Raw genomic sequence first — 23,390 nt, 5'->3', positions numbered from 1 at the left:
GGCGATACTTCTCACTATAACCGTCACCCCGCTTGCGGTAAAACCCTTGAACGCGTTCCTCAGGATTCATCCTGATTTAGGATTAATATTTCTGTGGAATCGATGAAAAAATATCATCCTGAGAAAGCTGTTTTTCGCCGCTGAGCAGGCGGAAGATAGACCAATTGGTCTCTTATCTCCTCTCATTTGCTCAGGAATTGGCATGTCTCGGGTTGCGCAGGCACGACGCCTCGGTAAAACATTTCTTTTAGTGGATAACATGCTGGTTGTGATGGGCTTTTTCGTGGTGTTTCCCCTCATTTCCATCCATTTTGTCGAACAGCTGGGCTGGGCCGCGTTGATGGTCGGTATTGCGCTTGGCTTGCGCCAGTTCGTCCAGCAGGGATTCGGCATCTTCGGCGGTGCGATTGCCGACCGTTTTGGTGCGCGTCCGCTGATCGTCACTGGTATGCTGATGCGCGCGGCGGGTTTTGCCTGCATGGCGCTGGCTCATGAACCCTGGCTGCTGTGGTTTGCCTGTTTGCTTTCCGGCCTTGGCGGCACGCTGTTTGACCCGCCACGCAGCGCGCTGGTGATGAAACTGGTGCGCGCACGCGATCGCGGCCGCTTCTTCTCCCTGCTGATGATGCAGGACAGCGCTGGTGCGGTGCTGGGCGCGCTGATTGGTAGCTGGCTGCTGGCGTGGGATTTCCGTCTGGTGTGCTGGGTTGGCGCGGCGGTGTTTGTCACTGCTGCGCTGTTTAACGCCGTTTGGTTACCGGCGTGGCGCATCTCGACCGAACGCATTGCGATGCGTGAAGGGATGCAACGCGTCTGGCAGGACAAGCGTTTTCGCCTGTACGTGCTGACATTGACCGGCTACTACATTCTCGCCGTGCAGGTGATGTTAATGCTGCCGGTGATGGTGAATCAGGTAGCCGGGGCGCCTGCTGCGGTGAAGTGGATGTACGCGATTGAAGCGCTGCTGTCATTAAGCCTGCTCTATCCGCTGGCGCGCTGGAGCGAAAAACGCTTCCGCCTCGAAACGCGTTTGATGGCCGGCTTGTTCCTGATGACGTTCAGCCTGCTGCCGGTTGGCATGACCGATTCGCTGCCGTCGCTGTTTATGCTGATCGCCCTCTTTTATCTGGGCTCAATCATCGCGGAACCGGCGCGAGAAACGCTCAGCGCTTCGCTGGCCAGTTCACGTGCGCGCGGCAGCTATATGGGCTTCAGCCGACTCGGCCTCGCGATTGGCGGCTTGATCGGCTACTCCGGCGGCGGCTGGATGTTCGATATGGGCCAGCAATGGGCGCTGCCGGAACTGCCGTGGATGCTGCTGAGCAGCGTTGGCATGATCACCCTTTTGGCGCTTTGGTGGCAGTTCCAGCCGCGTTCGGTGGCACCAGCGATTTTCAGCAGCTAATTTGCCCCCGCCAAAGATCTCTTCCATACTTCCCGCACGTCCGGAAAAAGGGTGACCTCTGTCACCCTTAGAACCACAGGAGAAACGGGATGAAACTCTACATCTACGATCACTGCCCTTTCTGCGTCAAAGCACGCATGATTTTCGGCTTAAAAAATCTGCCATTAGAACTCATCGTTATGCTGAATGACGACGAGCAAACGCCGAAAAAATTGATCGGCCAGAAAATGGCGCCGATTCTGCAACAGGCCGACGGCAGCGCTGTACCGGAAAGTATGGATATTGTGCGCCTGGTAGATAAATACGATCACCAACCGCTGCTCAATGGCAAAAGCAATCCTGCGATCAGCGACTGGCTGCGCCACGTGAATGGCTACGTCAATAAGCTGCTGCTGCCGCGCATCGCCGATGCCTCCTTCGCCGAATTCGCTACGCCGGAAGCGCGTAGCTACTTCAGCGAGAAGAAGCAGGCCAGCGTGGGCGATTTCAGCGAGTTGCGTAAACACGCGCCGGGCTTAATCAAAAACATCAGCGACGATTTGCGTCAGCTCGACAAGCTGATCGTCAAACCCAATGCGGTAAATGGCGAACTGTCGGAAGATGATATTCATCTGTTCCCGCTGCTGCGCTCCTTAACGCTGGTCAACGGCATTGAATGGCCAAGCCGCGTTGCCGATTATCGCGACAACATGGCGAAACAAACCCAGGTTAATCTGCTCTCCTCCATCGCCGCATAATCTTCATCCCTGAGAGGCGCTGCGGCGCTTCTCATCTCTCTCCTGGTGACACATGCCGCTGATTCAGGCAGGCTATGGCTGTTTTGCCGTTTCGATCAGGATGAGGACAATATGAAAAAGGCGCTTACCGGGCTTTTCGCTCTGCTTTTTGCCGTGCTACTCAGCGGCTGTAACCAATTGACGCAATACACCATCAGCGAACAGGAAGTGAATCAGGCGCTGCAAAAGCGCAATAACTTCGAAAAAGATATCGGCGTTTCCGGGCTGGTGAATGCGCACATTGTGCTGAGCGATCTCAACAGCCAGATTGGCCGTGAAGAACCCGGCAAAATAACGCTCTCGGGTAAAGCCAATATCAATGTCAGCTCGCTGTTTGGTCCGCAGCAGGCCGAAATGCTGCTGAAAATGAAGGCGCAGCCGGTTTACAACGCACAGGAAGGCGCGATTTATCTGCATGACATGGAGATTGTCGATGCGCAGGTGCAGCCGGAGAAAATGGCATCGATCATGAAAACCCTCACGCCATATCTCAATGAGTCGCTGAAGCGCTACTTTAACGAGAGACCTGCTTATGTGCTGAGTGCCGATCGCAGCAAAGGCGAAGCGTTGGCGAAGAAACTTGCTAAAGGAATTGAAGTGAAACCGGGCCAATTGGTGATTCCGTTTACAGATTAATCCGCGCAACCGCACCTTCCGGTGCGGTTTTTGTTTGTCACAATAAAATCCCGTGCAAACGGTTGCCCACATCCTTATGATTACTCCCCGGCCTAAACGTGCCTCTCGTTTTCTTCTCAGCCGGAGTCTTTTTGAATGACAGCCCAACCTCAGCACATTACCATCCGCCGCCCTGACGACTGGCACATCCATCTGCGCGATGGCGCGATGCTTAACGCCGTACTGCCTTATACCAGCGCAGTAAATGGTCGTGCGATTGTCATGCCAAACCTGGTTCCACCGATTATCAGCGTGGCCGCTGCCGTGGCGTATCGCGAGCGCATCATGGCTGCGTTACCTGCTGAGCACGCTTTTACTCCGCTGATGACCTGCTATCTCACCGATTCACTTGATCCCGATGAGATCGAGCGCGGCTTCCGTGACGGCACTTTTACCGCCGCCAAACTCTATCCTGCGCACGCCACCACCAACTCCAGCCACGGCGTGACCAACATCGCCGCCATCGCTAAGGTGCTGGATCGCATGCAGCAGATCGGCATGCCAATGCTGGTGCACGGCGAAGTGACCGATTCTCACATCGATATTTTTGATCGCGAAGCGCGCTTTATTGAAACCGTGTTGGAACCGCTGCGTAAACAGTTCCCGGCGCTGAAAGTGGTGATGGAGCACATCACCACGAAAGAAGCGGCGGAGTATCTGGCAGCCGGTAATGATCTGCTGGGCGCCACCATTACGCCACAGCACCTGATGTTCAACCGTAACCACATGCTGGTGGGCGGCGTGCGTCCGCATCTTTACTGCCTGCCGATTCTGAAGCGCAATATCCATCAGGAAGCGCTGCGCAAGCTGGTTGCCAGCGGGAATCGTCGCGTATTCCTCGGTACCGATACCGCGCCACATCTGCGTCACCTCAAGGAAGCCAGCTGTGGCTGCGCCGGCGTGTTTAATGCGCCGACCTCATTGCCGGCGTACGCCACCGTGTTTGAGGAGCTGAATGCGCTGGAACATTTCGAAGCCTTCTGCTCGGAGAACGGCGCGAACTTCTACGGTCTGCCGCTGAATGAAGGCACGCTGACGCTGGTGCGAGAATCCTGGCAGGTTGAAGAGAGCATTGCGCTGGCAGATGACACGCTGGTGCCTTTCCTTGCTGGTGAAACGCTGAACTGGCGCATCAAAGAATAATGATCTGCTGCTTGCCTTCGGGAAATTTATACTGTACAAATAAACAGTATATTATTCCGGAGGCTTCTATGCGTGTTGAAATTACCGTAGCAAAAACTTCGCCCCTTCCCGCGGGTGCACTGGATGCACTCAGCGTCGAACTGGTTCGTCGCATTACGCAGGATTTCCCCGACGATGATCATCACGTCAAAGTGCGTTATGCCGGCGGCAACCAACTCAGCGTGTTTGGTGGCTGTAAAGAGTCACGCGAACGCATCAGCGAACTGTTACAAGAAACCTGGGAAAGCGCTGACGACTGGTTCAATAACGATTAACTGCCACTGTGCCGTTTTTGCCGGGTATCGCTATCCGGCTTTTTTGTTTTTATTTCCCTCTCGCCAGAAAAACTTCCTGCATCTAGACTCATGTTAAACGATCCCCTATTCTTGCCTCGTCATGCTTACAGGAGGTGTTTTACATGACTACTGAAAAACCAGAAGAGGCGATGACCTTCGGAGAATTGCTGGCATTTATTGCTGAGCAACAGCGCCGCTTAACCGTATTAGAAAATGCGTTTGCCACCTTGACCTTCTGTCTCGACGATCGCGCCAATCAGTTGCTGGTCCACAATCTGACGCTGGAAGCGCAAAACCAGAACCATGACGAGCAGTTACAGCAGCATTTTACCCGGCTGGCGGAAGAGATTCAGAAACGTCACGGCCTGCTGCCGGTCGAGCCACACTCATAAACGTGCCCCCTTTTTCGGCCTAAAGTTTTCCCTTATAAAAGCCGATAACTTCGTCAGTGTTGCCAGTAATAATTCCAATAAAATGCCTGACGCTGCGGGCATTTTATTATTCGATTAAACGGCAATGTTAACCGCGTTTATTTTTACTCTGTTTAGGTTCGTCATACCTTTTAACTATTGTACCCGCTATTTCATGTTATAATTGTTTCGCTAGTGCACGATACAGCCGCATTGAACCTCAAGAAGCACTTCGTTTAACGAGTAATACGGAGGTTATAATGGACAGAAATAAAGACGTCATCCAGACTCATCCGTTGGTAGGATGGGACATCAGCACCGTAGACAGTTATGACGCCATGATGATTCGCCTGCACTCGCTCTCCTCGCAGGGGCAGAAAGAAGAAGAAGCTGACGTGGGTCCGACCTACTGGCTGACTACCGACGTAGCCAGACAGTTCATCTCTCTACTCGAAGCTGGCATTGCAAAAATAGAGTCTACCGAGCAGTACCTACGCGACAATCAAAAGCATTAATTTCTACTATCGCGTGAAAGGGCACCCAACAGGGTGCCTTTTTCATGGGCGCTCTCTTTTGATATGCTGTTGAAAAATTTCGCTGTTTTGCTGGAGTGATGTCGTTATGGTTTATGATCTGATTGTGGTGGGAAGCGGTTCGGTCGGCGCAGCAGCAGGGTTTTACGCCACGCAGGCTGGCTTATCGGTGCTGATGATTGATAGCGCCCATCCGCCGCACAGCCAGGGCACACATCATGGGGAAACCCGCCTGATTCGCCATGCGTATGGTGAAGGTGAACGCTACGTGCCGCTGGTGCTACGCGCACAGACACTCTGGGATGAGCTGGAACGCCAGAGCGGCGAGCGCATCATGCATCGCAGCGGCATCCTCAACTTAGCGCCCATCACCTCCTCCTTTATTCAAAATGTTATCGATAGCGCGAAAGCGTGGCAGCTGGATGTGAAAATCCTGCAAGCCGATGAAGTGCGCGCGCGCTGGCCGCAGTTCACAGTGCCGGATGGCTACATCGGCGTGTACGAACCCAACTCCGGCTTCCTCAAATGTGAGCAAGCGGTGCGCAGCTGGGTGCAGCTGGCGGAACAGGCCGGTTGCGCGCAGCTGTTTAACTGTCCGGTGACAGAGATAGGTCGTGACGGCGATCTGCAGCAAGTCACCACCAGCGATGGCATTTTCCGCGCGCGTAAACTGTTGGTCAGCGCCGGTACCTGGGTGAGCCAGTTGGTCGCCGATCTGCCGGTTGCGCCCGTGCGCAAAGTTTTCGCCTGGTATCAGGCAGATGGTCGCTACAGCGAGAACAATAAATTCCCCGGCTTTACCGTGGAGATGAGCGATGGCAGCCACTTTTACGGCTTCCCGGCGGATAACAACGCGCTGAAAGTGGGACGTCACGATGGCGGACAGCTGATGCAAACGCCGGCCGATCGCAAACCTTTTGGCAGCATCGCGGTAGACGGCAACGAATCTTTTAACTTCCTGCGTAAATTCCTGCCGGGCGTGGGCGTCTGTTTGCATGGTGAAGCCTGCAGCTACGACAATACGCCGGACGAAGATTTCATTATCGATACGCTGCCGGGCGAGCCTAATCGTCTGATCATCACCGGCTTAAGCGGACACGGTTTCAAATTCGCCAGCGTGCTGGGTGAACTTGCCAGTGAATTTGCGCAGAACAAACCGTTCTCTTTCGATATTGCGCCTTTCTCCCTCGCGCGATTTAACTAAACCATACTTGCCGGTACTAATCCTGTGCCGGCGAAATTGACACAAACTGACAGTTAATTACCTATATCAACATTCAGCGCAGCGCTATGCCGCATTTGGTGTAGTGAATATGCAATACTTCGCAATAAGCCCCGCCTTTTAAGCTATCCCTTCAATTATTCTGACTGAGTTTTAATTAAATCCTCATTTATTCCGAAGATGATTTTCAACTTTATAGAAAAGTAAGGTTAATTGATCTTTCATTGCAAAATGTAGATGCTCATTACCACTTATTTCATTCCAGGTGATTTTAATGTGGCGTAATTCCACACAGCATTTCGGCGCTGTCTCGATTTTATTGCATTGGCTTATGGCGCTGGTTATTTACGGCATGTTCGCGCTGGGTTTGTGGATGGTCGGATTGGGTTATTACGATGGCTGGTATCACGATGCGCCCGAAATTCATAAAGGCATCGGCATTCTGCTGTTCGCTGCGCTGCTGCTGCGCCTCGGCTGGCGTTTTATTTCACCGCCGCCCAAACCGTTGGCGAGTTATTCGCCCGCCGTACGACGCAGCGCTACCGCCGCGCACTGGCTGTTATACGGCTTACTGTTGGTGCTGCTGTTCACCGGTTATCTCATCTCCACCGCCGATGGCAAACCGATCTCCGTATTTGGCTGGTTCGCGGTTCCCGCCCTGTTCAGCGGTGCCGCGCAACAAGCGGATCTGGCGGGTGACATTCATCTTTGGCTGGCGTGGGGTTTGGTGCTGATCTCAGCACTGCACGCGCTGGCAGCCCTGAAACACCATTTTATCGACCGTGATGTGACACTGAAAAGGATGTTGGGTTACCGCATCCCGTTAATCTCTGAAAAGGAAAAGTAACATGCTAAAGAAGACATTATTGGCAGTAGCAGCGGCCGGATTATTGAGCGCCAGCCTGACGGCCAGCGCGGCTGATTACAAATTTGATAAGGAAGGCCAGCACGCGTTTGTGCAGTTCCGCATTCAGCACCTGGGCTACAGCTGGTTGTACGGCACCTTTAAAGACTTTGATGGCAGCTTCACGTTTGATGAAGCCAATCCTGCGGCAGATAAAGTCAACGTGACCATCAACACCAACAGCCTCGATACCAACCATGCTGAGCGTGATAAACACCTGCGCAGCGCGGATTTCCTCAACACCGGTAAGTTCCCGCAGGCAACCTTTGCTTCTACCGCCGTGAAGAAAGAGGGTAAAGATTACAAGATCACCGGTGACCTGACGCTGAATGGCGTGACCAAGCCCGTCACGCTGGATGCTAAATTGATCGGTGAAGGCAAAGATCCATGGGGCGGCTACCGTGCAGGATTTGAAGCCAGCGGTGAGATCGTGCTGAAAGAGTTCAACATCAGCAAAGATCTTGGCCCGGCATCGCAGAAAGCTGAACTGATTATTTCAGTGGAAGGCGTGCGTAAGTAAACGAAATACAGCCTGAAGTCCGCTGACCTCAGGCTGTTTGACGCTTATTTTTTATCTGGCGCCGGAATCGCCATCGTCATGTTCAGCAAACCACGTGATTTGTTGAACACTTTGTTGCCATTTTCACGGCCCGCACGGCGTGCGCGCTGCTCCTCGGGCGACAACGTTGACTCTTCCATGCAGATTGGGCTGCAGCAGTTGTTGTACTTTTCAGCGCAGCTTGGGCACTGAATAAACAGCAAATGACAGCCATCATTGATGCAGTTGGTGTGGCTATCGCAAGGCGTGCCGCACTGATGACAGCTGGAAAGAATATCGTCGGAAATACGCTCGCCCATGCGCTCGTCAAAGACAAAGTTTTTGCCCTTGAAACGCACCGGTAAGCCCTGTTCACGCGCCCGACGGGTGTATTCAATAATCCCGCCTTCGATGTGATAAACATCTTTGAAGCCGTTGTGTTTCATCCAGGCGCTGGCCTTTTCACAACGAATGCCACCGGTACAGTACATAACAATCTTTTTGTCTTTCTGATCCTGCAGCATATCAACGGCCATCGGCAGTTGATCGCGGAAGGTATCGGCCGGCACTTCCATGGCGTTATCGAAGCGCCCCACTTCATATTCGTAGTGGTTACGCATATCCACAAACAGCGCATCCGGATCGTCGAGCATTGCATTAACGTCCGCGGCTTTCAGGTAAGCACCCACATCGCTGGCATCAAAGCTATTGTCTTCAATCCCATCCGCTACAATGCGTTCACGCACTTTCAGGCGCAGCACCCAAAAAGATTTACCGTCATCATCCAGCGCAATGTTCATGCGCAAGTTATTTAGCGCCGCATCAAAGGCATACAAAGCGGCCTTCATCTTTTCGTAGCGGCTGGCGGGCACACTGATTTGTGCGTTGATGCCTTCGTGCGCAACATAGACGCGACCAAACACCTTGAGTTTGGTTAACTCAACGTAGAGGGCATCACGGAAGGCTTTAGGATCGGCAATCTGGAAGTATTTATAAAAAGAGACTGTGGTACGTGGTTCGGTTTCCGCCAACATACGTTCCTTCAGCTCTTTATTGGAAACAAGGTTATGTAACACTGGCATGGTGTTCGTCCTGTTAGCAATCAGAGAAATTTAGCGCGCGTATGATACCCGAATTCTGCCTGATACAAAAATTTTGGTTTGATAAGCCTGCCGGCTGAAATTACACACGCATTTGTGCGCCACAATTGCGTTTTCGTGCGCATCCCTGCTGTAGGAAAGCCGTCCTCGGTCTATGCTTGATTTCAGCCAGAATGAAAAAATGGCATAATGACAAAAAATTACAGAAACCGGACTCTCTGGCATAAGACGCAGGATACTGACATTTCCATGACTCAACTTCCCCAACTCACCCGTGAACTCTTCTATCCACGCTATTGGCTGACCTGGCTCGGCATTGGCTTTCTTTATCTGCTGGTGCTGTTGCCCTATCCGGTACTGCATGCAATTGGCTGCGGATTGGGTCGCGTTGCCATGCGCTTTATGAAGCGGCGCGTTGAAGTGGCGCAGCGTAATCTTGAAGTGTGCTTCCCCACTATGCCGACCAATGAACGTGACGCGATGGTAAAGCACAACTTCGAATCGGTTGGCATGGGGCTGATTGAAACCGGGATGGCGTGGTTCTGGCCGGACTGGCGTATTCGTAAATGGGTCACCACCAGCGGGCTGGAGCACGTGACTAACGCGCTGGCAGAGAAGCGCGGCATATTATTAATTGGTATGCACTTTCTGACTCTGGAGTTGGGAGCGCGGGTATTTGGTATGCACAACCCAGGCATTGGCGTGTATCGTCCCAACGACAACAAGTTGATCGACTGGCTACAAACCTGGGGCCGGATGCGCTCCAATAAAAGCATGCTGGACCGCAAAGATCTGAAAGGCATGATTCGCGCCATGAAGAACAACGACATTATCTGGTATGCACCGGATCATGATTATGGCCCGCGCAGCAGCGTGTTTGCGCCATTCTTCGCGGTTCAGGACGCGGCGACAACCACCGGCACCCATATGCTGATTCGTCTGGCAAACCCAAGCGTGGTGCCGTTCCTGGCGCGACGTCTGCCGAACGCGCGCGGCTATGAGCTGAAAATGATGCCAGATATCCGCGACAAATTTTCGTTGGAATCTGAACTTGATACCGCTGTGGTGATGAACAAAGTGGTGGAAGAGACGGTGCTGCTGGCTCCAGAGCAATACATGTGGCTGCATCGCCGCTTTAAAACGCGTCCGCAAGGCGAACCATCGGTTTATTAATATCGGACGGGGCACCCTGTGTGCTCCACGGTTTATATGCACTAATTTGCCTTTTGGCGCGATCATATGCGGTAATTTATTAGTGAGCCGTGCCAGCCTGAACTTAGGCTGATAGTTGGCTTAGCGCCGCATTTAATCAGACATCACTTTTCTTCAGCACGCAATGTTGACGTAAAATTAACCTTTCCTTGCGCCATAGCAGCCAAATTCTGCGTTGATGCAGGATTACCGGAATTGTCACTCATTAATATTTATTCACCAAAGTTTAGCGTTTCGGACCTGATTTCTACAACTTCCAGGGCTATTCCTATTTAATATTGCTAAATCCTTCGGCATCACTTATCAATGTAGTAAAATTAACTTACTAAACAAGGTATTGTCTGATTAAAAAACCCCATATTCCTTTTCGTTAAAATAATCGCTTCGCTTATAACTTTATGGAATTGGTTCGTAAAATCGAATCCAGTTAATTTCGATTGCAGCACTTAGCTTCACCCGTTCACTTTTAAAAAATATAAAAAGATTACACACAGCAAATATATCTCAGGACAATATAATATGAATAAAGGTATCTACTACTACGTGACGATCAGTACCGATCAGGAAGGTTATCATCTTCTGCATCGGAAAGAGTGCAAACGCTTACCTGTAAAGGAGGATATGGTATTTATTGGCACTCTATATAATTTAAATCAGGCATTATCAACCGCGCGTATTAATTTTAAAAAGGTTAAGCCCTGTATTAAATGTTGTATTCGTTACTCTGCTCCAATTATTCACGAATCAGTACGCCCGGTATTGCATTTCCCGCAGAAAATAGCCTGACCGGTTGGGCGGTTGAATTTCACGCAACCGCCCAACTGATATTTCCTCTCCGCCCTGCACGTCACGATTTTTCGTCTATCCTTCTGTGAAATCCCTTTTTTACAGACATGGAGTTGATGATGAGCCTGTTTACCACCCTTGAAGAAGCCATTGAAGCCGCTCGTGAAGAGTTCCTCGCCAGCCAACCAGAGATCGCTGAAGAAGATGCCAGCGTGAGCCAGTTCGCCCTGCAGAAGTACGTGATGCAGGATGGCGACATTATGTGGCAGGCCGAATTTTTCGCTGAAGAGGATGGTCAGGGTGAATGCCTGCCGATCTCCAGTGGAGACGCCGCACAAGCCATCTTTGATGGCGATTTTGATGAAGTCGAACTGCGTCAGGAGTGGCAGGCGGAAAATACGCTGCACGAATGGGATGACGGCGAGTTCCAGCTGGAACCACCGCGTGACCTTGAAGAGGGCGAAGCGGCGGCACAAGAGTGGGAAGACGACAACAGCCCTTCTGACAATCTGTAATAACGTTTATTCGTACGGACCGTGACTGGCATCGACGGGCAGTAACAGCGTGTCCATCACCAGCGACAGCGGCAAATCGATAATGGTTAGCACACGCCACGGTCCGTCACGAACGTCCCACTGCACGCCGGGATAATATTGGTTGCCGTGACCTTGTCCGGGAAAGGTGCGGCTGATGATACTGCCACAACCGGTGAGCAGAAGAATGGCGGCGCCAAGCGCGGTTATTTTCAGGAAATAATTCACAACATTTACTCACAATGAACTGGCGTTAGTTTAACCATCTCGCAGGGACGATGACCACTCCTTAACACGTAAAGATTGCGTCATATTTCTGGCGAAAAAAAAGCGGCATCTCTGCCGCTTTTTACTTTCTCATCCTCAGCGCTGTGGCAGCGCCTCTGGATTGAGCTTCAGCTTCTGATAGCTTTCCACCCACTGATGATATTTGTCCGCGCTTTCCCACAGGCGTGAGTGTACACGAGCCAGCACCACCGGATCGCTAATCAGCTGCAAACGCTGCTCGCGATTCAGTTTCTCTGGCGCATCGCTCAGTGCCTGATCGACACGACGGTCACGCGCATGATCCAGTAAATCGCTCTGCTTGTGACGCGATGTTGCCATCGCCGTCGCCAGCGCGTTAAACGCCGGGTTAAACAGTGCATGCATAAAGCCATTTTTCAGCGCGCGTTGACGATTGATCTGCAGATAGTGATCGGTATCAACCAGCTCTTTAGGTGGCTCATACTCTTCCGGGATCAGGAACAGTTTGGCGTTCTTGCTCTTCTGCCCTACCGTTGCACGGCTCGACATCACCGATACAAACGGCGACAGGATCAGCGAGACGACGATCGGCGACAGCCACCACAGAAAGTTCAGATCGAGGAAGCCCATACCGCCCGCCCACACCAGACCCAACAGCATCTGTGAACCATGACGACGGAAAGCTTCGCTCCATGGCGTAGCATCATCATCACGCTGCGGCGAGTTCCACACCACTTCCCAGCCAAGGAACGCGCTGACCACGAATACGGTGTGGAACAGCATACGTACCGGCGCCAGCAACACTGAGAACAGCATCTCCAGAATCAGCGAGAAGAACAAGCGGATGGCGCCACCATAAGGTTTCGCTCCCTTGAACCAAATCAGCACCACGCTCAACAGTTTCGGCAGGAACAGCAGCACCAGCGTAGTTGAGAACAAGGCTATCGCCAAGTCGGGACGCCACTGCGGCCACACCGGGAACAGCTGGCGTGGTTGCAGGAAGTAGGTCGGTTCCATCAGCGTGTGCACCACCTGCAAGGCAGTAGAAAGCGCGAGGAACATGAACCACAACGGCGCGGAGAGATAGGACATTACGCCCGTCAGGAACACCGCACGGTGAACCGGATGCATCCCTTTTACCAGGAACAAACGGAAGTTCATCAGGTTACCGTGGCACCAGCGACGGTCACGCTTCAGCTCATCCAGCAGGTTCGGCGGCAGTTCTTCATAGGAGCCTGGCAGATCGTAGGCGATCCACACCCCCCAACCGGCACGACGCATCAGCGCGGCTTCAACGAAGTCATGCGACAGGATCGAACCCGCGAAGGAACCTTCACCCGGCAGCGGTGCCAGCGCACAGTGTTCGATAAACGGTTGCACACGAATGATGGCGTTATGGCCCCAATAGTGTGATTCACCCAACTGCCAGAAGTGCAAACCAGCGGTGAACAGCGGACCGTACACACGGGTAGCAAACTGCTGGCAACGCGCATACAGCGTATCCATGCCTGACGCTTTCGGCGAAGACTGGATAATACCGGCGTTCGGGTTAGCATCCATCATGCGCACTAAACCGGTAAGACACTCACCGCTCATTACGCTGTCGGCGTCCAGCACCACCATGTAGCTGTAGTTGCTGCCCCAGCGACGGCAGAAGTCATCGATGTTGCCGCTTTTACGCTTCACACGACGACGACGACGACGATAGAAAATCTTGCCGGCGCCACCGACATCACGCACCAGCTCCATCCAGGCTTTCTGCTCGGCGATGGCGATATCGGCATCATAGCTGTCGCTCAGAATGTAGACGTCGAAGTGTTCTGCATTGCCAGTACGTTTGACCGATTCCCAGGTCGCACGCAGGCCAGCAAACACGCGTTCTACATCTTCATTACAGATCGGCATGATCAGCGCAGTACGGTGTTCCGGATTCAGCGGCTCATCGCCGGTGGTCGAATACGAAATGCTGTATTTATCGCGACCGATCAGCAGCTGCAGGAAGCCCATTAGCGCGGTCCAGAAACCGGCTGAAACCCAGCAGAACAGGATGGCGAACAGGAACAGAATCCCGGTCTGCAGGATGTACGGCAGGATCAGCTCAACCGACTGCAGCCAGTTCTGGTTGAACATCTCGATAGGATCGATCAGCGTCCAGCCCTGATACGGCAGAATGGTTTTCATGTACCAGGTTGCCACCACGGTCTGCAGAATCGTCAGAATCAGCAGTACGTAACGACGCATGGAGCCAACGTGGCGCCACTTGTCCTCGTTTTTCTGCTCTTCAACGGTGGCATAGCGTGGAGTGGATTTCTGGCCGCGCAGGGAATCCCAGGCGCGCGCAATCGGGTTGGTGCGCCAGATCTCCGGGAACATCAGCGAACGCTTCACTTTCGGCATCGCCTTCAGTGTGGTGCGATCAAGATAATCCTTGCTGAGCTGCTGACCATCCGCCAGTGAGTCCGGCCAGGCCATTTGCACACGGGATGACACCGATTTCAGCGGTGCATCATCCGGGCGCTCGCTGGCGGCGTTATCTTGCCCCAGCGACGTATGAATAGCGTGGAACGCCTGCGCATTCTGCAGCGAATCGCTGAGACGGGCGCGCCCTGCCGCATCAAGCGGCAGAGCCTCCACGTAAGATTGAGGTAGAAATATCGATTTATTCATTGGCAGGTAGCTGATAGCTCCAGGTTTCCGTCAATGTCTTGTCGCCGCTCACCAGCGCCGCACGCATCTCAGTCGGCTGCTTGTTATCTTTCACACGCAGACGCAACACCAGACGCCAGCCTTTGGTCACCGGGTTGTAGCGCACACTCTGCTCAACCACGTCAGCGTTGTTACCCACGCTCACCTGCGGCGCCACTTGCGTATCTTCCGGCAGCTTGCTCATCGCTTTGCCAACGAAATCCACGGTGAAGGCGATAGAACCATCCGGCTGACGCACCAGATTCGACTGCTTCACATCACCGGCAGAGCGCAGCGTGTCTTTTACCCAGGCGATGTCGTCTGAGTGCAGCTGATTCTCGTCACGGGTGAAGTGCAGACGATACTGGAAGTTCATCTCTTTGCCCGGCTCTGGCAGTTTTTCCGGCGTCCAGAACGCAACGATGTTGTCGTTGGTTTCATCGGCAGTTGGAATCTCTACCAGTTCAACACGGCCTTTACCCCAATCACCCTGCGGCTCAACCCAGCCACTTGGGCGCAGGTCATAGCGATCGTCGAGATCCTGGAAACGGCTGAAATCACGCGTGCGCTGCAGCAGACCAAAACCTTTCGGGTTCTCAACGGTAAAAGTGCTAACCGCAAGATGTTTCGGGTTATTTAGCGGACGCCAAATCCACTCACCGTTACCGGCATGAATCGAAAGACCATTCGAATCGTGCAGCTCAGAACGGAAGTTGGTCACTGGCGAAGGCTGGTTTGCACCAAACAGGAACATACTGGTCAGTGGCGCAACGCCCAGTTTGCCGACGTTATCACGCAGGTAAACTTTGGATTGCACATCAACCGTCGATTCTTTGCCCGGTTTGATGATGAAACGATAGGCACCGGACGCGCGTGGCGAATCCAGCAGCGCATAGATCACCAGCTGTTTGTCCTGCGGTTTTGGACGCTCAATCCAGAACTCTTTAAAGCGCGGGAACTCTTCGCCCGACGGCAAGGCGGTATCAATCGCCAGTCCACGTGCCGAAAGACCGTACACCTGGCCTTCGCCAATCACACGGAAATAGCTGGCGCCGAGGAAGCTGGTGATCTCGTCGTCTTTGCCCTTTTTATTTAATGGATACAACACCTTAAACCCAGCAAAGCCAAGGTTTTTGACTGCATCAGCATCGTGTTTTACGTTGCCGAAATTGAAGTAGTCAGGGTTATATTTAATTTCACGTACTGAAGACGCCGTCACTTCGTTGATTTTCACCGGCGTATCGAAATACATGCCCTGATGATAGAACTCAAGCTTAAACGGCGTGCGCAGTTTGCCCCAATAAGCTTTGTCGTGGTTAAACTGGATCTGCTGATAGTCAGCAAACTTCATTTCACGAAACTGAGAGGGTAAATTGCTTTTTGGCGCTTCGAAACTTTTCCCTGCCAACGCCTTGGCTTGTTTTGCAACATCATCAATGTTAAACGCCCAACTATTGTTGGCATACATAGCCAGCAGAACTGCCGCGCCTACCCAGCGCATCTTTACCAGTCCCACTTTATTATTCACATTATTCAGCACATCCCCCCCTTTCGTGTGCTTAGATCAAACCCGATTATCTTAAAGGATTATTCGGTTTTCCGACAGCGTATGTAATAGATTGTTCCGCTGATTTGTAAGCTGAAAATGTGCTTTTAGGATAATTAAACCCCGCAAAATCACATACAGATTCACCTGATAGTATACCCTGTTTACAGCCGGTAGAATTTTCCTTCGGCATAATCCGGTTTCAGGGCGAAACCGGCAAGTAAACTGACTATTGGAAGATTATGAGTTCAGCTAAACCCGAACGTGAATATTTCCTCGATTCGATTCGCGCGTATTTAATGTTATTAGGCGTGCCTTTTCACGTCTCTCTGATTTACTCCACGCAGAAATGGGCCGTGAACAGCCATGACGCCTCAATGTGGTTGACGGTGCTAAACGACTTTATTCACGCCTTCCGCATGCAGGTGTTCTTTGTTATTTCAGGCTATTTTTCCTACATGCTCTACTTACGCTACCAGCCGCAGCGCTGGTTGAAAGTGCGTCTGGAGCGTGTCGGCATCCCGATGTTGACTGCCGTGCCGCTGATTACCTTGCCGCAGTTTTTCATCACCAAAAATCTCACCGATAAAATCGGCGACTGGAACAGTTTCTCGCTGTACGACAAGTACAACACGCTGGCGTGGGAGCTGATATCTCATCTGTGGTTTTTATTGGTACTGGTGATTCTGACCACGTTCGGTATGGTGGCGTTTCGCTGGCTGAATAAGCAGCAGCGCAGCATCGATTATCAGCAAATTGGCTGGGGTAAATTGACGCTGGCACTACTGACTTATGCCTTAATTTGGTGTGCGTTCCGCCGCGTGCTGTTTTATTTCGTTCCGGCCGTGTTTGCCGATGGCCTGTTCAGCATTGCCGTGATGCAAACGCTGATGTTCCTGCCGTTCTTTATGCTGGGTGCGTTGAGCTGGAAGCATCAGGCGCTGAAAGCGTTGTTTGTGCGCTTTAATCCGGTGATGTGCTTTGGCGCTATCGCGGTATTCATCGCCTATAGCCTGAATCAGCGTTACAGCAGCGGTGAAGGTTGGCTGTATGAAATCGATATGATCATTTCGACGCTGATGGGGTTGTGCATGCTAAACGTCTGTTTTAGCTTCGGCCATAAGCTGCTGAACAGCCATTCGCCGCGCATCATGTATCTGGTGAATGCCTCGCTGTTTATCTATCTGGTACACCATCCGCTGACCATTTTGTACGGCATCTACATCACGCCGCACATCGGCAACAACACGCTCGGCTTCTTCGTCGGCTTACTGATGGTATTTGGCGTGGCGTTTACGCTGTATGAAATCCATCTGCGCATTCCGCTGCTGCGCTTCCTGTTCTCCGGTAAGCCGCAACGCAAATGAAAAAAGGGCCCGCTACGCTGGCCCTTTTTATCTAAAGCAGCCACTCAACCGGCAAGCGCCACACCAGTCGCACCAGCAAGCGCTGCAGCAGCGTGCATTGCGGTTCATGTTTGTGCACCACTTCGCCCTGCTCGTTAGCAAACTCGACCCAATTGACGCGTCCCCACTTATCCAGACGTAGCGTCCAGGCGCGATCGCGCATCCCGGCAATAAAGCGCTGATGCGTTTGCTGCGCCAGGGCTTCACTCTCAATCACCAACCCCATTTCGGTGTTCAGCATGGCGGAACGCGGATCGAAATTGAACGAGCCGATAAATACTTTGCGATTGTCCACGGTGAAGGTTTTGGCATGCAAACTGGAACCTGAATTACCGGTGATACCGCGATCGTGTGGCGCGGTTTGCGGATTGTCCTGCGGCTTCAGTTCATACAGCGCGATGCCGTGGCGCAGCAGTTTTTTGCGCCAGCGCGCATAACCGGCGTGCACCACCGTGACGTCATTGGCCGCCAGCGAATTGGTAAGGATGGCTATCTTCACCCCGCGCCGCTTCAATGCCAGCAGCTGCGCCACGCCAGATCGTGTCGGGACAAAATAGGCCGAGATAATATCGAACTGCTGCTGCGGCGTGCCGATGACCTCTAGCATGCGCTGCGGCAGTAAACTGCGGCGTTTTGCTTTGCCGAGCCCTTTACGCGGATCATCACTCAGCAGCCGCGATTCCGCCCACGTCATCTCCAGCTCGCCCTGCTCCATCTGGCTAATAAACGACGAGTGCTCCAACCGTGCCAGATAGCGCTCCACCGCTTCACTCTGCTGCCACTCTTGTGGCAAGCGCACCGCCTGATGCGCATCGCCGCTCACATCAACCACCTTGCGCAGCGGCGATACCGCTTTACTGCGCCAGTAGCGTTCGAAATCCTGCGTCACTTCGTCGACCACCGGACCAATCGCCAGGACATCGAGATCGGTAAACAGTGGTTCATCGCCGGTGCCAAAATATTCGTCGCCGATATTGCGCCCGCCCACCAGCGTCGCCGCGCCATCCACCGTCAGGCTCTTATTGTGCATACGTCGATTGAGGCGGGAAAAATCGGTGAGATAACCGAGCGCGCGCAGCGTGCGGAACGAGAACGGATTAAACAAGCGCACGGCGATATTGGCGTGGCGATCGAGTTCCGCCAGCGTCTCATCCAAACCCGGCGTGTTGTTGTCATCCAGCAGCAATCGCACTTTTACCCCGCGCTCGGCGGCGTCCAGCAGCGCGCTGAACAGCAAGCGGCCGGACATATCGTTGTGCCAAATGTAGTACTGCACATCAATGGTGTGCTGCGCCATGCTCATCAACTGATAGCGCGCAGCAAAAGCGTCCAATCCATCGTTGAGCGGATGAATGCCGCTCATGCCCGGATGTCGTGCGCAACGCGCCTCAACACTCGGTTTCAGCCGGTTGCCCGAATGTTCCTCAGGCGGCAAAGAGGTTGCTGCTTCACTCATAGTGAATCCCTGAAAGCTGTGGACCTATTATTGTTGGTATCAATGCGCGAAGAAGCAATCGGAGGCTTCCTTTTCTGCCCAATGGCGCACCGTCAATTTAGTCTAGACTTAGCCAGGCGTTCTGCATTCTGCATCCGGCGCTCAATGTGAGGAGAGGATTATGACTCAGCAATCCCTGCGCCATCACCCTCAGCTGTTCCGCAGTTTCTTTCAGGGCAGTTTTCCCTGTTCAACCGCCCGTCGCGCAGGCGGACGTCGGCTCGATATGGTGATCAGCAGCGGCCACGACATGCTGCTGGAGAAAGATTATGCCGCACTGGCGCAGGAAGGTTTGCACACCGCGCGCGATGGCGCTCGCTGGCATCTGATTGAAGCCGTGCCCAATGAATATGACTGGCGCACCTTTCTGCCGATGGTGCACGCCGCGGCGCGTCACGATATGCAGATTATCTGGGAGCTGGCGCACTTTGGCTATCCCGATCACCTGGATATCTGGAAAGCCAGCTTTATCGATCACTTTGAACGCTTCGCCCGCGCCATGGCGCAACTGATGCGCGATGAAGGCATCGAAAAGCCCTTTTTCACGCCGATCAATCAGATCTCATTCTGGTCGTGGGCCGGCGCGGATGTTTCCTGGCTCGATCCCTACGCCAGCGATCGCGGTCGTGAGCTGAAGCGCCAATTAGTGCGCGCCTCGCTGGCGGCGATGCACGCCATTCGCGAGGTTTATCCCGATGCCCGCTTTGTGCTGACCGATCCGCTGGTGCAGGTGGCGACGCATCCCGATAATCCTGACAGCAAACCCTACGCTGACGCGCAGCATCAGGCGCAGTTTGAAGCCTGGGATTGGCTTGGCGGACGCGATGCGCCGGAACTGGGTGGCCGCGCGGATTTCCTCGATATTCTGGGTCTTAATTACTATCCCGACAATCACTGGTTTTTCTCAGGCGAAACCATGCAAATCGACCATCCGACGCGCCAACCGCTGCACCGTTTGTTAATGCAGTGCTGGCAACGTTATCAGCGCCCGATGATTCTGGCCGAAACCGGAGCCGAAGGTGATGCGCGAGCGCCCTGGCTGCGGCAGATCAGTGAAGAAGCGCGTCTGGCGCTGGATCACGGCGTGGCGTTGGAAGGGATTTCACTCTATCCGGTGGTGGAGTATCCGGCGTGGGCCGACGATCGGCGTTCACCGGGTGCGCTGTTTGGCCTCGGCGATCCCAATGGCAATCGCACCCTGCATGAGGCGCTGGCGCTGGAGTTGCGCAGTCAACAGATTAAGTGGCAGAACTGGCAGACAAAAAGCTAGGACTGTTGCGTAGTGGCGGGTTTTTGCGGGCAGGTTTGCACATCGAGTGAAGGATCCGCGGGGTGACGCACGTCGGTGAGCCAGGTCATGGTGAAGAGAAACACCACGCCAATTAAACAGGCGGAGAGCAGGCCAATTATGGCGATCAGTTTGTCATCGCTGGATTCCATCGACATCTCCTTACAGGCTTCCTTTTCCCGGTGCTGACCTTAACTCATCCACAGCGTAATCATCAGGACGAAGATTATAAGCGTAACCGAAGTGACTGCAAGCACCACAATGGCGAAGAGCGCGTCGTCGAGCGGCTGCCGATAAGGTTCGTCGTGGTCGTCTGGTGGTGCAGGTGAACTCATGATGACTCAAAAATAAAGGCGAGTTTTCGCGCAGGATTGCCGCACAGAGTGTAATGCAATGCGCCCTAAGTTACAGGAAAATTTCTGGCGGAGAAATAATGGGGCGCAGGCGCGCCCCATTCGAGAGCAGATTAGAAATCGTAGCTGAGTGAAACCTTCACCGTGCGTGGTTCACCCTGCGACAAATAGGTGCCGCTGTCATCAACATTGGCCCAATATTTCTCATTCGTGACGTTATCCACGCCCACGCGCCACACCATATCGTTCTGGTTAACCTTCATGCGGTAACGCAGACCCAAATCCAGCGTGGTGTAATCATCCAGCTTCATGTTGTTTGCCAGGTCGGCATATTGTGAACCGGTGTAGTTCAGCAATGCTGTGGCGGTCAAACCGTCCACCGGCTTGATGTCATACTCCGCACCCAGCGCCGCAGTGAAGCGCGGTACGCCGATGGCGTTTTTGCCATCCTGATCGCTGTCACCGGTTTTGGTCATATCCGGATCGATCCAGGTGGCGCTGCTGTTAAGACGCAGGCCCAGCACCGGCTCACCGAATATGTTCAGCTCCACGCCACGGTTGCGCTGCTCGCCATTCAGCTGGTAGACCGAATTGTTCAGCACGCCAACCGGCTGTTTGATTTCAAACAGCGCCAGCGATCCGCCGACGCGACCAAAGTCCGCTTTGACACCCACTTCGTTCTGCTTCGCATGCACGATGCCGGTCACGCTACCGTAGTTGGTGGCGGTAAACGGCGCGGCGGTGCCCGGCGTCAGCGATTCAGTATGGTTGGCATACAGCGAGATATTTTGCGTGGCTTTATACAGCAAACCGTACGCCGGCAACCAACGGCTGCTGTCGAAACGTGTCGCGGTATCTTCAACGCCGTCATAACCGTAGTTACGCACCACCACTTTTTGATGACGCGCGCCGACGGTTGCCAGCAAGGTGTCATCAAAGAAGCCCAGCGTATCGCTCAGCAGGTAGCCTTGCGAACGTGAACGGTAAGTGGTCAGCGGATCGCTGAACTTAGCGCCACCGGCGAACACGCTATCCGGTTCAGCCACATCCTGCGGGTGATAAATATTTACGTTGGCATCGTTGCCCGACGACATGCGATAGCTGTTTTTCGCATTCGTGGTCATCGCCGAATAACCGAAATTCACTTTATGCGTCACCGGACCGGTAGTGAAATCACCACGCAGGCCAACCATGCCGCTCATGTTGTCCTGCACGCGATTGGTGCGGAAGCGACCAATGGTGGCGTTGCCGGCGCTGTCGAGGATCTTCGGAATGCCGTAGTTGCCCACTTCATGTGTGTGCTGCGCGCCGAGGCCCGCATAGGCGGTCCAATGATCGGTCAGATCGTATTCGGCTTTCGCCAGACCAAACTCCGACTCGATATCGCTGAACACCCACTTCTGGCTGTAGTTTTTCGCGTTGGACGGCACATCAGGAATGAAATCGATGCCGCTGATGTTGACGCCGTTACGCGCATCGTGGAAGGTCTTTTTCTGGTAGCCAACGTCGAGCGACGTACGCAGACGATCGCCACGATAATCCAGGCCGAGTGACGCAGCGGTGGTGCGTTTTTTCTCGCCATCTACCTCGGTGCCGCCTTCGCGGTTAACCGCATTCAGCCGCACGCCAAATTGGTTGTTGTCGCCAAAACGACGACCAATATCGGCGGTGCCGCCCACCTGGGAACCGGACGTGTAATCCACCCCGATGCGCGTCAGCGGCGTATCATCAGCGTGCTTCGGCTCGAGGTTAATCATGCCGCCGACGCCGCTCTCCGCCGAACCGTTCAGCAAGGCGTTAGCCCCTTTGAAGATCTCCACGCGATCAATCAGCGAGGCATCCATCACCTGACGCGGCACGATACCCGCCAGGCCGCCGTAGGTCATGGCATCGCCGTCCAGCTTGAAGCCACGAATGCGATAGCTCTCGGCAAAGTTGCCGTAGCCTTTCAGATTCTGCACGCCAGCATCGTTGCGCACCACGTCACCGATGGTTTGCGCCTGCTGATCCTGAATCATTTTCGAGGTAAAACCAATGACGTTAAACGGCACGTCCATGGCGTTTTGCTCACCCAGCATGCCAAGGCGGCCGCCGTGTGCAACCTGGCCATCGAGGAAAGCCGGTACCAGATCGTTGCCGCCTGGTTTAAAATCGGTTTGCGGTGTCGCGGTCACGGTCAGCGTCTGCTGCTCGTTTTTCGCGTCAGTGGAGGTTGTGGTGTTGGTGGTAGCAGCCATCACTGGCAAACAACCGGCGCTGACCATTACGGCCAACAGTGTCGGTTTCAGTCCGGGATTGAAAGGCATAGCGCGCATGGGATCCCCTAATGCAAACGAAGTGATAATCATTATTATTGCGGTTTGCGATTATGCGCAGTCGTTGTGCGAAAGCAAGAAAAATCCCACTTTTTACGTTCATATCATGGAGGAGTGGTGCAATAGGTACCCTGCCCGGTCTTGTAGGGTCGCCATTCATTCATGGCGACCAATGCTTATCACTGAAGAAAGGGTTTTGCTTTGACTAGGTAGCGGGCTCTGACACATCTGCTGCGTCACGGGCCGTCCTCGCGCCGCTAGCGCGGTGCCTTCGGCTTCCACGTCGTGCCAACGGACCGTTCGCGGATCGGCCTTCCCTGGCCGACCCCGAACTGCCTCACGCATCCATGCGTGAGGCTCCTGGCCCAACGTAAAAGCCTCAGCGCTGCGAATAGCCCTTTTGCCGCAGCAGACGCGCCAGCGCCTCTGGCAACTGTGCCCTTTTCAACAACATGTACCGAAGCAGCCGGCATGCGTTCGTCGC

22 protein-coding genes are annotated in these 23,390 nt (G+C 53.6%); 15 read left to right on the top strand and 7 right to left on the bottom strand.

The features are described 5' to 3' along the window. Positions 1-202 precede the first annotated feature (202 nt). The 10 genes from mdtH (at position 203) to ACYAC5_RS07690 (ending at position 7,923) form a co-directional block, all read left to right on the top strand. Complete coding sequence (gene mdtH / locus ACYAC5_RS07735; protein ID WP_192234313.1) at positions 203-1,405, top strand: multidrug efflux MFS transporter MdtH; 1,203 nt, start codon at positions 203-205, stop codon at positions 1,403-1,405. Positions 1,406-1,494: 89 nt separating this feature from the next. Continuing rightward, positions 1,495-2,142, top strand: a complete 648-nt coding sequence (gene grxB, locus ACYAC5_RS07730; protein ID WP_101760858.1) for a glutaredoxin 2 — start codon at positions 1,495-1,497, stop codon at positions 2,140-2,142. Between the two features lie 111 nt (positions 2,143-2,253). Beyond that, the gene (locus ACYAC5_RS07725) at positions 2,254-2,817 is read left to right on the top strand and encodes a lipoprotein (RefSeq protein WP_101760859.1); all 564 of its coding nucleotides are present in this window, start codon (positions 2,254-2,256) and stop codon (positions 2,815-2,817) included. 135 nt (positions 2,818-2,952) lie between these two features. Beyond that, entirely contained in the window at positions 2,953-3,999 is a 1,047-nt protein-coding gene (pyrC, locus tag ACYAC5_RS07720; RefSeq protein WP_462062757.1) for a dihydroorotase, read from the top strand. 68 nt (positions 4,000-4,067) lie between these two features. Beyond that, positions 4,068-4,313, top strand: a complete 246-nt coding sequence (gene dinI, locus ACYAC5_RS07715; protein ID WP_101760861.1) for a DNA damage-inducible protein I — start codon at positions 4,068-4,070, stop codon at positions 4,311-4,313. A 143-nt stretch (positions 4,314-4,456) separates the two neighbouring features. Then, entirely contained in the window at positions 4,457-4,726 is a 270-nt protein-coding gene (locus ACYAC5_RS07710) for a hypothetical protein (RefSeq protein ID WP_101760862.1), read from the top strand. Between the two features lie 278 nt (positions 4,727-5,004). Continuing rightward, positions 5,005-5,259: a biofilm formation regulator BssS gene (gene bssS, locus ACYAC5_RS07705; RefSeq protein WP_008103119.1), complete on the top strand. Its 255-nt coding sequence runs from the start codon at positions 5,005-5,007 to the stop codon at positions 5,257-5,259. Between the two features lie 106 nt (positions 5,260-5,365). Next, complete coding sequence (gene solA, locus ACYAC5_RS07700; RefSeq protein ID WP_222210593.1) at positions 5,366-6,481, top strand: N-methyl-L-tryptophan oxidase; 1,116 nt, start codon at positions 5,366-5,368, stop codon at positions 6,479-6,481. Positions 6,482-6,773: 292 nt separating this feature from the next. Then, positions 6,774-7,346 carry a cytochrome b gene (locus ACYAC5_RS07695; protein ID WP_110865908.1) on the top strand — a complete coding sequence of 191 codons (573 nt, stop codon included), beginning with the start codon at positions 6,774-6,776 and terminating at the stop codon, positions 7,344-7,346. A gap of 1 nt (position 7,347) precedes the next feature. Further along, a complete protein-coding gene (locus tag ACYAC5_RS07690; protein WP_101760864.1) occupies positions 7,348-7,923 on the top strand; it encodes a YceI family protein in 576 nt (191 codons plus the stop codon). A gap of 44 nt (positions 7,924-7,967) precedes the next feature. Here the strand turns inward: ACYAC5_RS07690 and trhO are convergent, their stop codons facing one another. Continuing rightward, a complete protein-coding gene (trhO, locus tag ACYAC5_RS07685) occupies positions 7,968-9,023 on the bottom strand; it encodes an oxygen-dependent tRNA uridine(34) hydroxylase TrhO (RefSeq protein ID WP_101760865.1) in 1,056 nt (351 codons plus the stop codon). 267 nt (positions 9,024-9,290) lie between these two features. Here trhO and ACYAC5_RS07680 point away from each other — a divergent pair, with 267 nt between their 5' ends. The 3 genes from ACYAC5_RS07680 (at position 9,291) to ACYAC5_RS07670 (ending at position 11,554) form a co-directional block, all read left to right on the top strand. Further along, positions 9,291-10,214: a Kdo(2)-lipid IV(A) acyltransferase gene (locus tag ACYAC5_RS07680; RefSeq protein WP_210080535.1), complete on the top strand. Its 924-nt coding sequence runs from the start codon at positions 9,291-9,293 to the stop codon at positions 10,212-10,214. Positions 10,215-10,772: 558 nt separating this feature from the next. After that, positions 10,773-11,039 carry a hypothetical protein gene (locus tag ACYAC5_RS07675; protein ID WP_008103132.1) on the top strand — a complete coding sequence of 89 codons (267 nt, stop codon included), beginning with the start codon at positions 10,773-10,775 and terminating at the stop codon, positions 11,037-11,039. A 119-nt stretch (positions 11,040-11,158) separates the two neighbouring features. Next, positions 11,159-11,554: a MysB family protein gene (locus ACYAC5_RS07670; protein WP_101760867.1), complete on the top strand. Its 396-nt coding sequence runs from the start codon at positions 11,159-11,161 to the stop codon at positions 11,552-11,554. Between the two features lie 6 nt (positions 11,555-11,560). On the opposite strand, the gene ACYAC5_RS07665 is transcribed toward ACYAC5_RS07670, so the two are convergent. From ACYAC5_RS07665 to ACYAC5_RS07655, 3 genes are all read right to left on the bottom strand, one after another. Next, positions 11,561-11,800: a YceK/YidQ family lipoprotein gene (locus ACYAC5_RS07665; RefSeq protein ID WP_462062754.1), complete on the bottom strand. Its 240-nt coding sequence runs from the start codon at positions 11,798-11,800 to the stop codon at positions 11,561-11,563. 135 nt (positions 11,801-11,935) lie between these two features. Beyond that, positions 11,936-14,485: a glucans biosynthesis glucosyltransferase MdoH gene (gene mdoH, locus ACYAC5_RS07660; RefSeq protein WP_101760869.1), complete on the bottom strand. Its 2,550-nt coding sequence runs from the start codon at positions 14,483-14,485 to the stop codon at positions 11,936-11,938. Next, complete coding sequence (locus ACYAC5_RS07655) at positions 14,478-16,013, bottom strand: glucan biosynthesis protein G (protein ID WP_192234533.1); 1,536 nt, start codon at positions 16,011-16,013, stop codon at positions 14,478-14,480. The genes mdoH and ACYAC5_RS07655 overlap by 8 nt, the downstream gene beginning before the upstream one ends. A 278-nt stretch (positions 16,014-16,291) precedes the next feature. On the opposite strand from ACYAC5_RS07655, the gene mdoC reads away from it, so the two are divergent. Beyond that, positions 16,292-17,416 carry a glucans biosynthesis protein MdoC gene (gene mdoC, locus ACYAC5_RS07650; protein ID WP_101760871.1) on the top strand — a complete coding sequence of 375 codons (1,125 nt, stop codon included), beginning with the start codon at positions 16,292-16,294 and terminating at the stop codon, positions 17,414-17,416. A gap of 31 nt (positions 17,417-17,447) precedes the next feature. On the opposite strand, the gene ACYAC5_RS07645 is transcribed toward mdoC, so the two are convergent. Beyond that, positions 17,448-18,911 carry a phospholipase D-like domain-containing protein gene (locus tag ACYAC5_RS07645; RefSeq protein WP_101760872.1) on the bottom strand — a complete coding sequence of 488 codons (1,464 nt, stop codon included), beginning with the start codon at positions 18,909-18,911 and terminating at the stop codon, positions 17,448-17,450. A 160-nt stretch (positions 18,912-19,071) separates the two neighbouring features. Here ACYAC5_RS07645 and ACYAC5_RS07640 point away from each other — a divergent pair, with 160 nt between their 5' ends. After that, positions 19,072-20,220, top strand: coding sequence for a glycoside hydrolase family 1 protein (locus ACYAC5_RS07640; protein ID WP_462062751.1), 1,149 nt, complete (start codon positions 19,072-19,074; stop codon positions 20,218-20,220). Here ACYAC5_RS07640 and ACYAC5_RS07635 read toward each other — a convergent pair. Continuing rightward, on the bottom strand, positions 20,217-20,390 hold the full coding sequence (locus tag ACYAC5_RS07635; RefSeq protein WP_167391168.1) for a hypothetical protein: 174 nt from the start codon (positions 20,388-20,390) through the stop codon (positions 20,217-20,219). The two genes, ACYAC5_RS07640 and ACYAC5_RS07635, sit on opposite strands and share 4 nt — an antisense overlap. Positions 20,391-20,704: 314 nt before the next feature. Next, positions 20,705-22,906, bottom strand: a complete 2,202-nt coding sequence (locus ACYAC5_RS07630; protein WP_192413683.1) for a TonB-dependent receptor — start codon at positions 22,904-22,906, stop codon at positions 20,705-20,707. Between the last annotated feature and the right edge of the window lie 484 nt (positions 22,907-23,390).

The sequence above is a fragment of the Pantoea sp. y20 genome, assembly GCF_054903455.1.
The sequence above is the reverse complement of the archived record's forward strand: the minus strand, read 5'-3'. Positions and strand labels throughout refer to the sequence as shown.

Excerpts from the sequence above, each read along its gene's own strand:
- mdtH (WP_192234313.1), top strand. The coding sequence starts at position 203 with ATGTCTCGGGTTGCGCAGGCACGACGCCTCGGTAAAACATTTCTTTTA.
- grxB (WP_101760858.1), top strand. The coding sequence starts at position 1,495 with ATGAAACTCTACATCTACGATCACTGCCCTTTCTGCGTCAAAGCACGC.
- ACYAC5_RS07725 (WP_101760859.1), top strand. The coding sequence starts at position 2,254 with ATGAAAAAGGCGCTTACCGGGCTTTTCGCTCTGCTTTTTGCCGTGCTA.
- pyrC (WP_462062757.1), top strand. The coding sequence starts at position 2,953 with ATGACAGCCCAACCTCAGCACATTACCATCCGCCGCCCTGACGACTGG.
- dinI (WP_101760861.1), top strand. The coding sequence starts at position 4,068 with ATGCGTGTTGAAATTACCGTAGCAAAAACTTCGCCCCTTCCCGCGGGT.
- ACYAC5_RS07710 (WP_101760862.1), top strand. The coding sequence starts at position 4,457 with ATGACTACTGAAAAACCAGAAGAGGCGATGACCTTCGGAGAATTGCTG.
- bssS (WP_008103119.1), top strand. The coding sequence starts at position 5,005 with ATGGACAGAAATAAAGACGTCATCCAGACTCATCCGTTGGTAGGATGG.
- solA (WP_222210593.1), top strand. The coding sequence starts at position 5,366 with ATGGTTTATGATCTGATTGTGGTGGGAAGCGGTTCGGTCGGCGCAGCA.
- ACYAC5_RS07695 (WP_110865908.1), top strand. The coding sequence starts at position 6,774 with ATGTGGCGTAATTCCACACAGCATTTCGGCGCTGTCTCGATTTTATTG.
- ACYAC5_RS07690 (WP_101760864.1), top strand. The coding sequence starts at position 7,348 with ATGCTAAAGAAGACATTATTGGCAGTAGCAGCGGCCGGATTATTGAGC.
- trhO (WP_101760865.1), bottom strand. The coding sequence starts at position 9,023 with ATGCCAGTGTTACATAACCTTGTTTCCAATAAAGAGCTGAAGGAACGT.
- ACYAC5_RS07680 (WP_210080535.1), top strand. The coding sequence starts at position 9,291 with ATGACTCAACTTCCCCAACTCACCCGTGAACTCTTCTATCCACGCTAT.
- ACYAC5_RS07675 (WP_008103132.1), top strand. The coding sequence starts at position 10,773 with ATGAATAAAGGTATCTACTACTACGTGACGATCAGTACCGATCAGGAA.
- ACYAC5_RS07670 (WP_101760867.1), top strand. The coding sequence starts at position 11,159 with ATGAGCCTGTTTACCACCCTTGAAGAAGCCATTGAAGCCGCTCGTGAA.
- mdoH (WP_101760869.1), bottom strand. The coding sequence starts at position 14,485 with ATGAATAAATCGATATTTCTACCTCAATCTTACGTGGAGGCTCTGCCG.
- mdoC (WP_101760871.1), top strand. The coding sequence starts at position 16,292 with ATGAGTTCAGCTAAACCCGAACGTGAATATTTCCTCGATTCGATTCGC.
- ACYAC5_RS07645 (WP_101760872.1), bottom strand. The coding sequence starts at position 18,911 with ATGAGTGAAGCAGCAACCTCTTTGCCGCCTGAGGAACATTCGGGCAAC.
- ACYAC5_RS07640 (WP_462062751.1), top strand. The coding sequence starts at position 19,072 with ATGACTCAGCAATCCCTGCGCCATCACCCTCAGCTGTTCCGCAGTTTC.
- ACYAC5_RS07635 (WP_167391168.1), bottom strand. The coding sequence starts at position 20,390 with ATGGAATCCAGCGATGACAAACTGATCGCCATAATTGGCCTGCTCTCC.
- ACYAC5_RS07630 (WP_192413683.1), bottom strand. The coding sequence starts at position 22,906 with ATGCGCGCTATGCCTTTCAATCCCGGACTGAAACCGACACTGTTGGCC.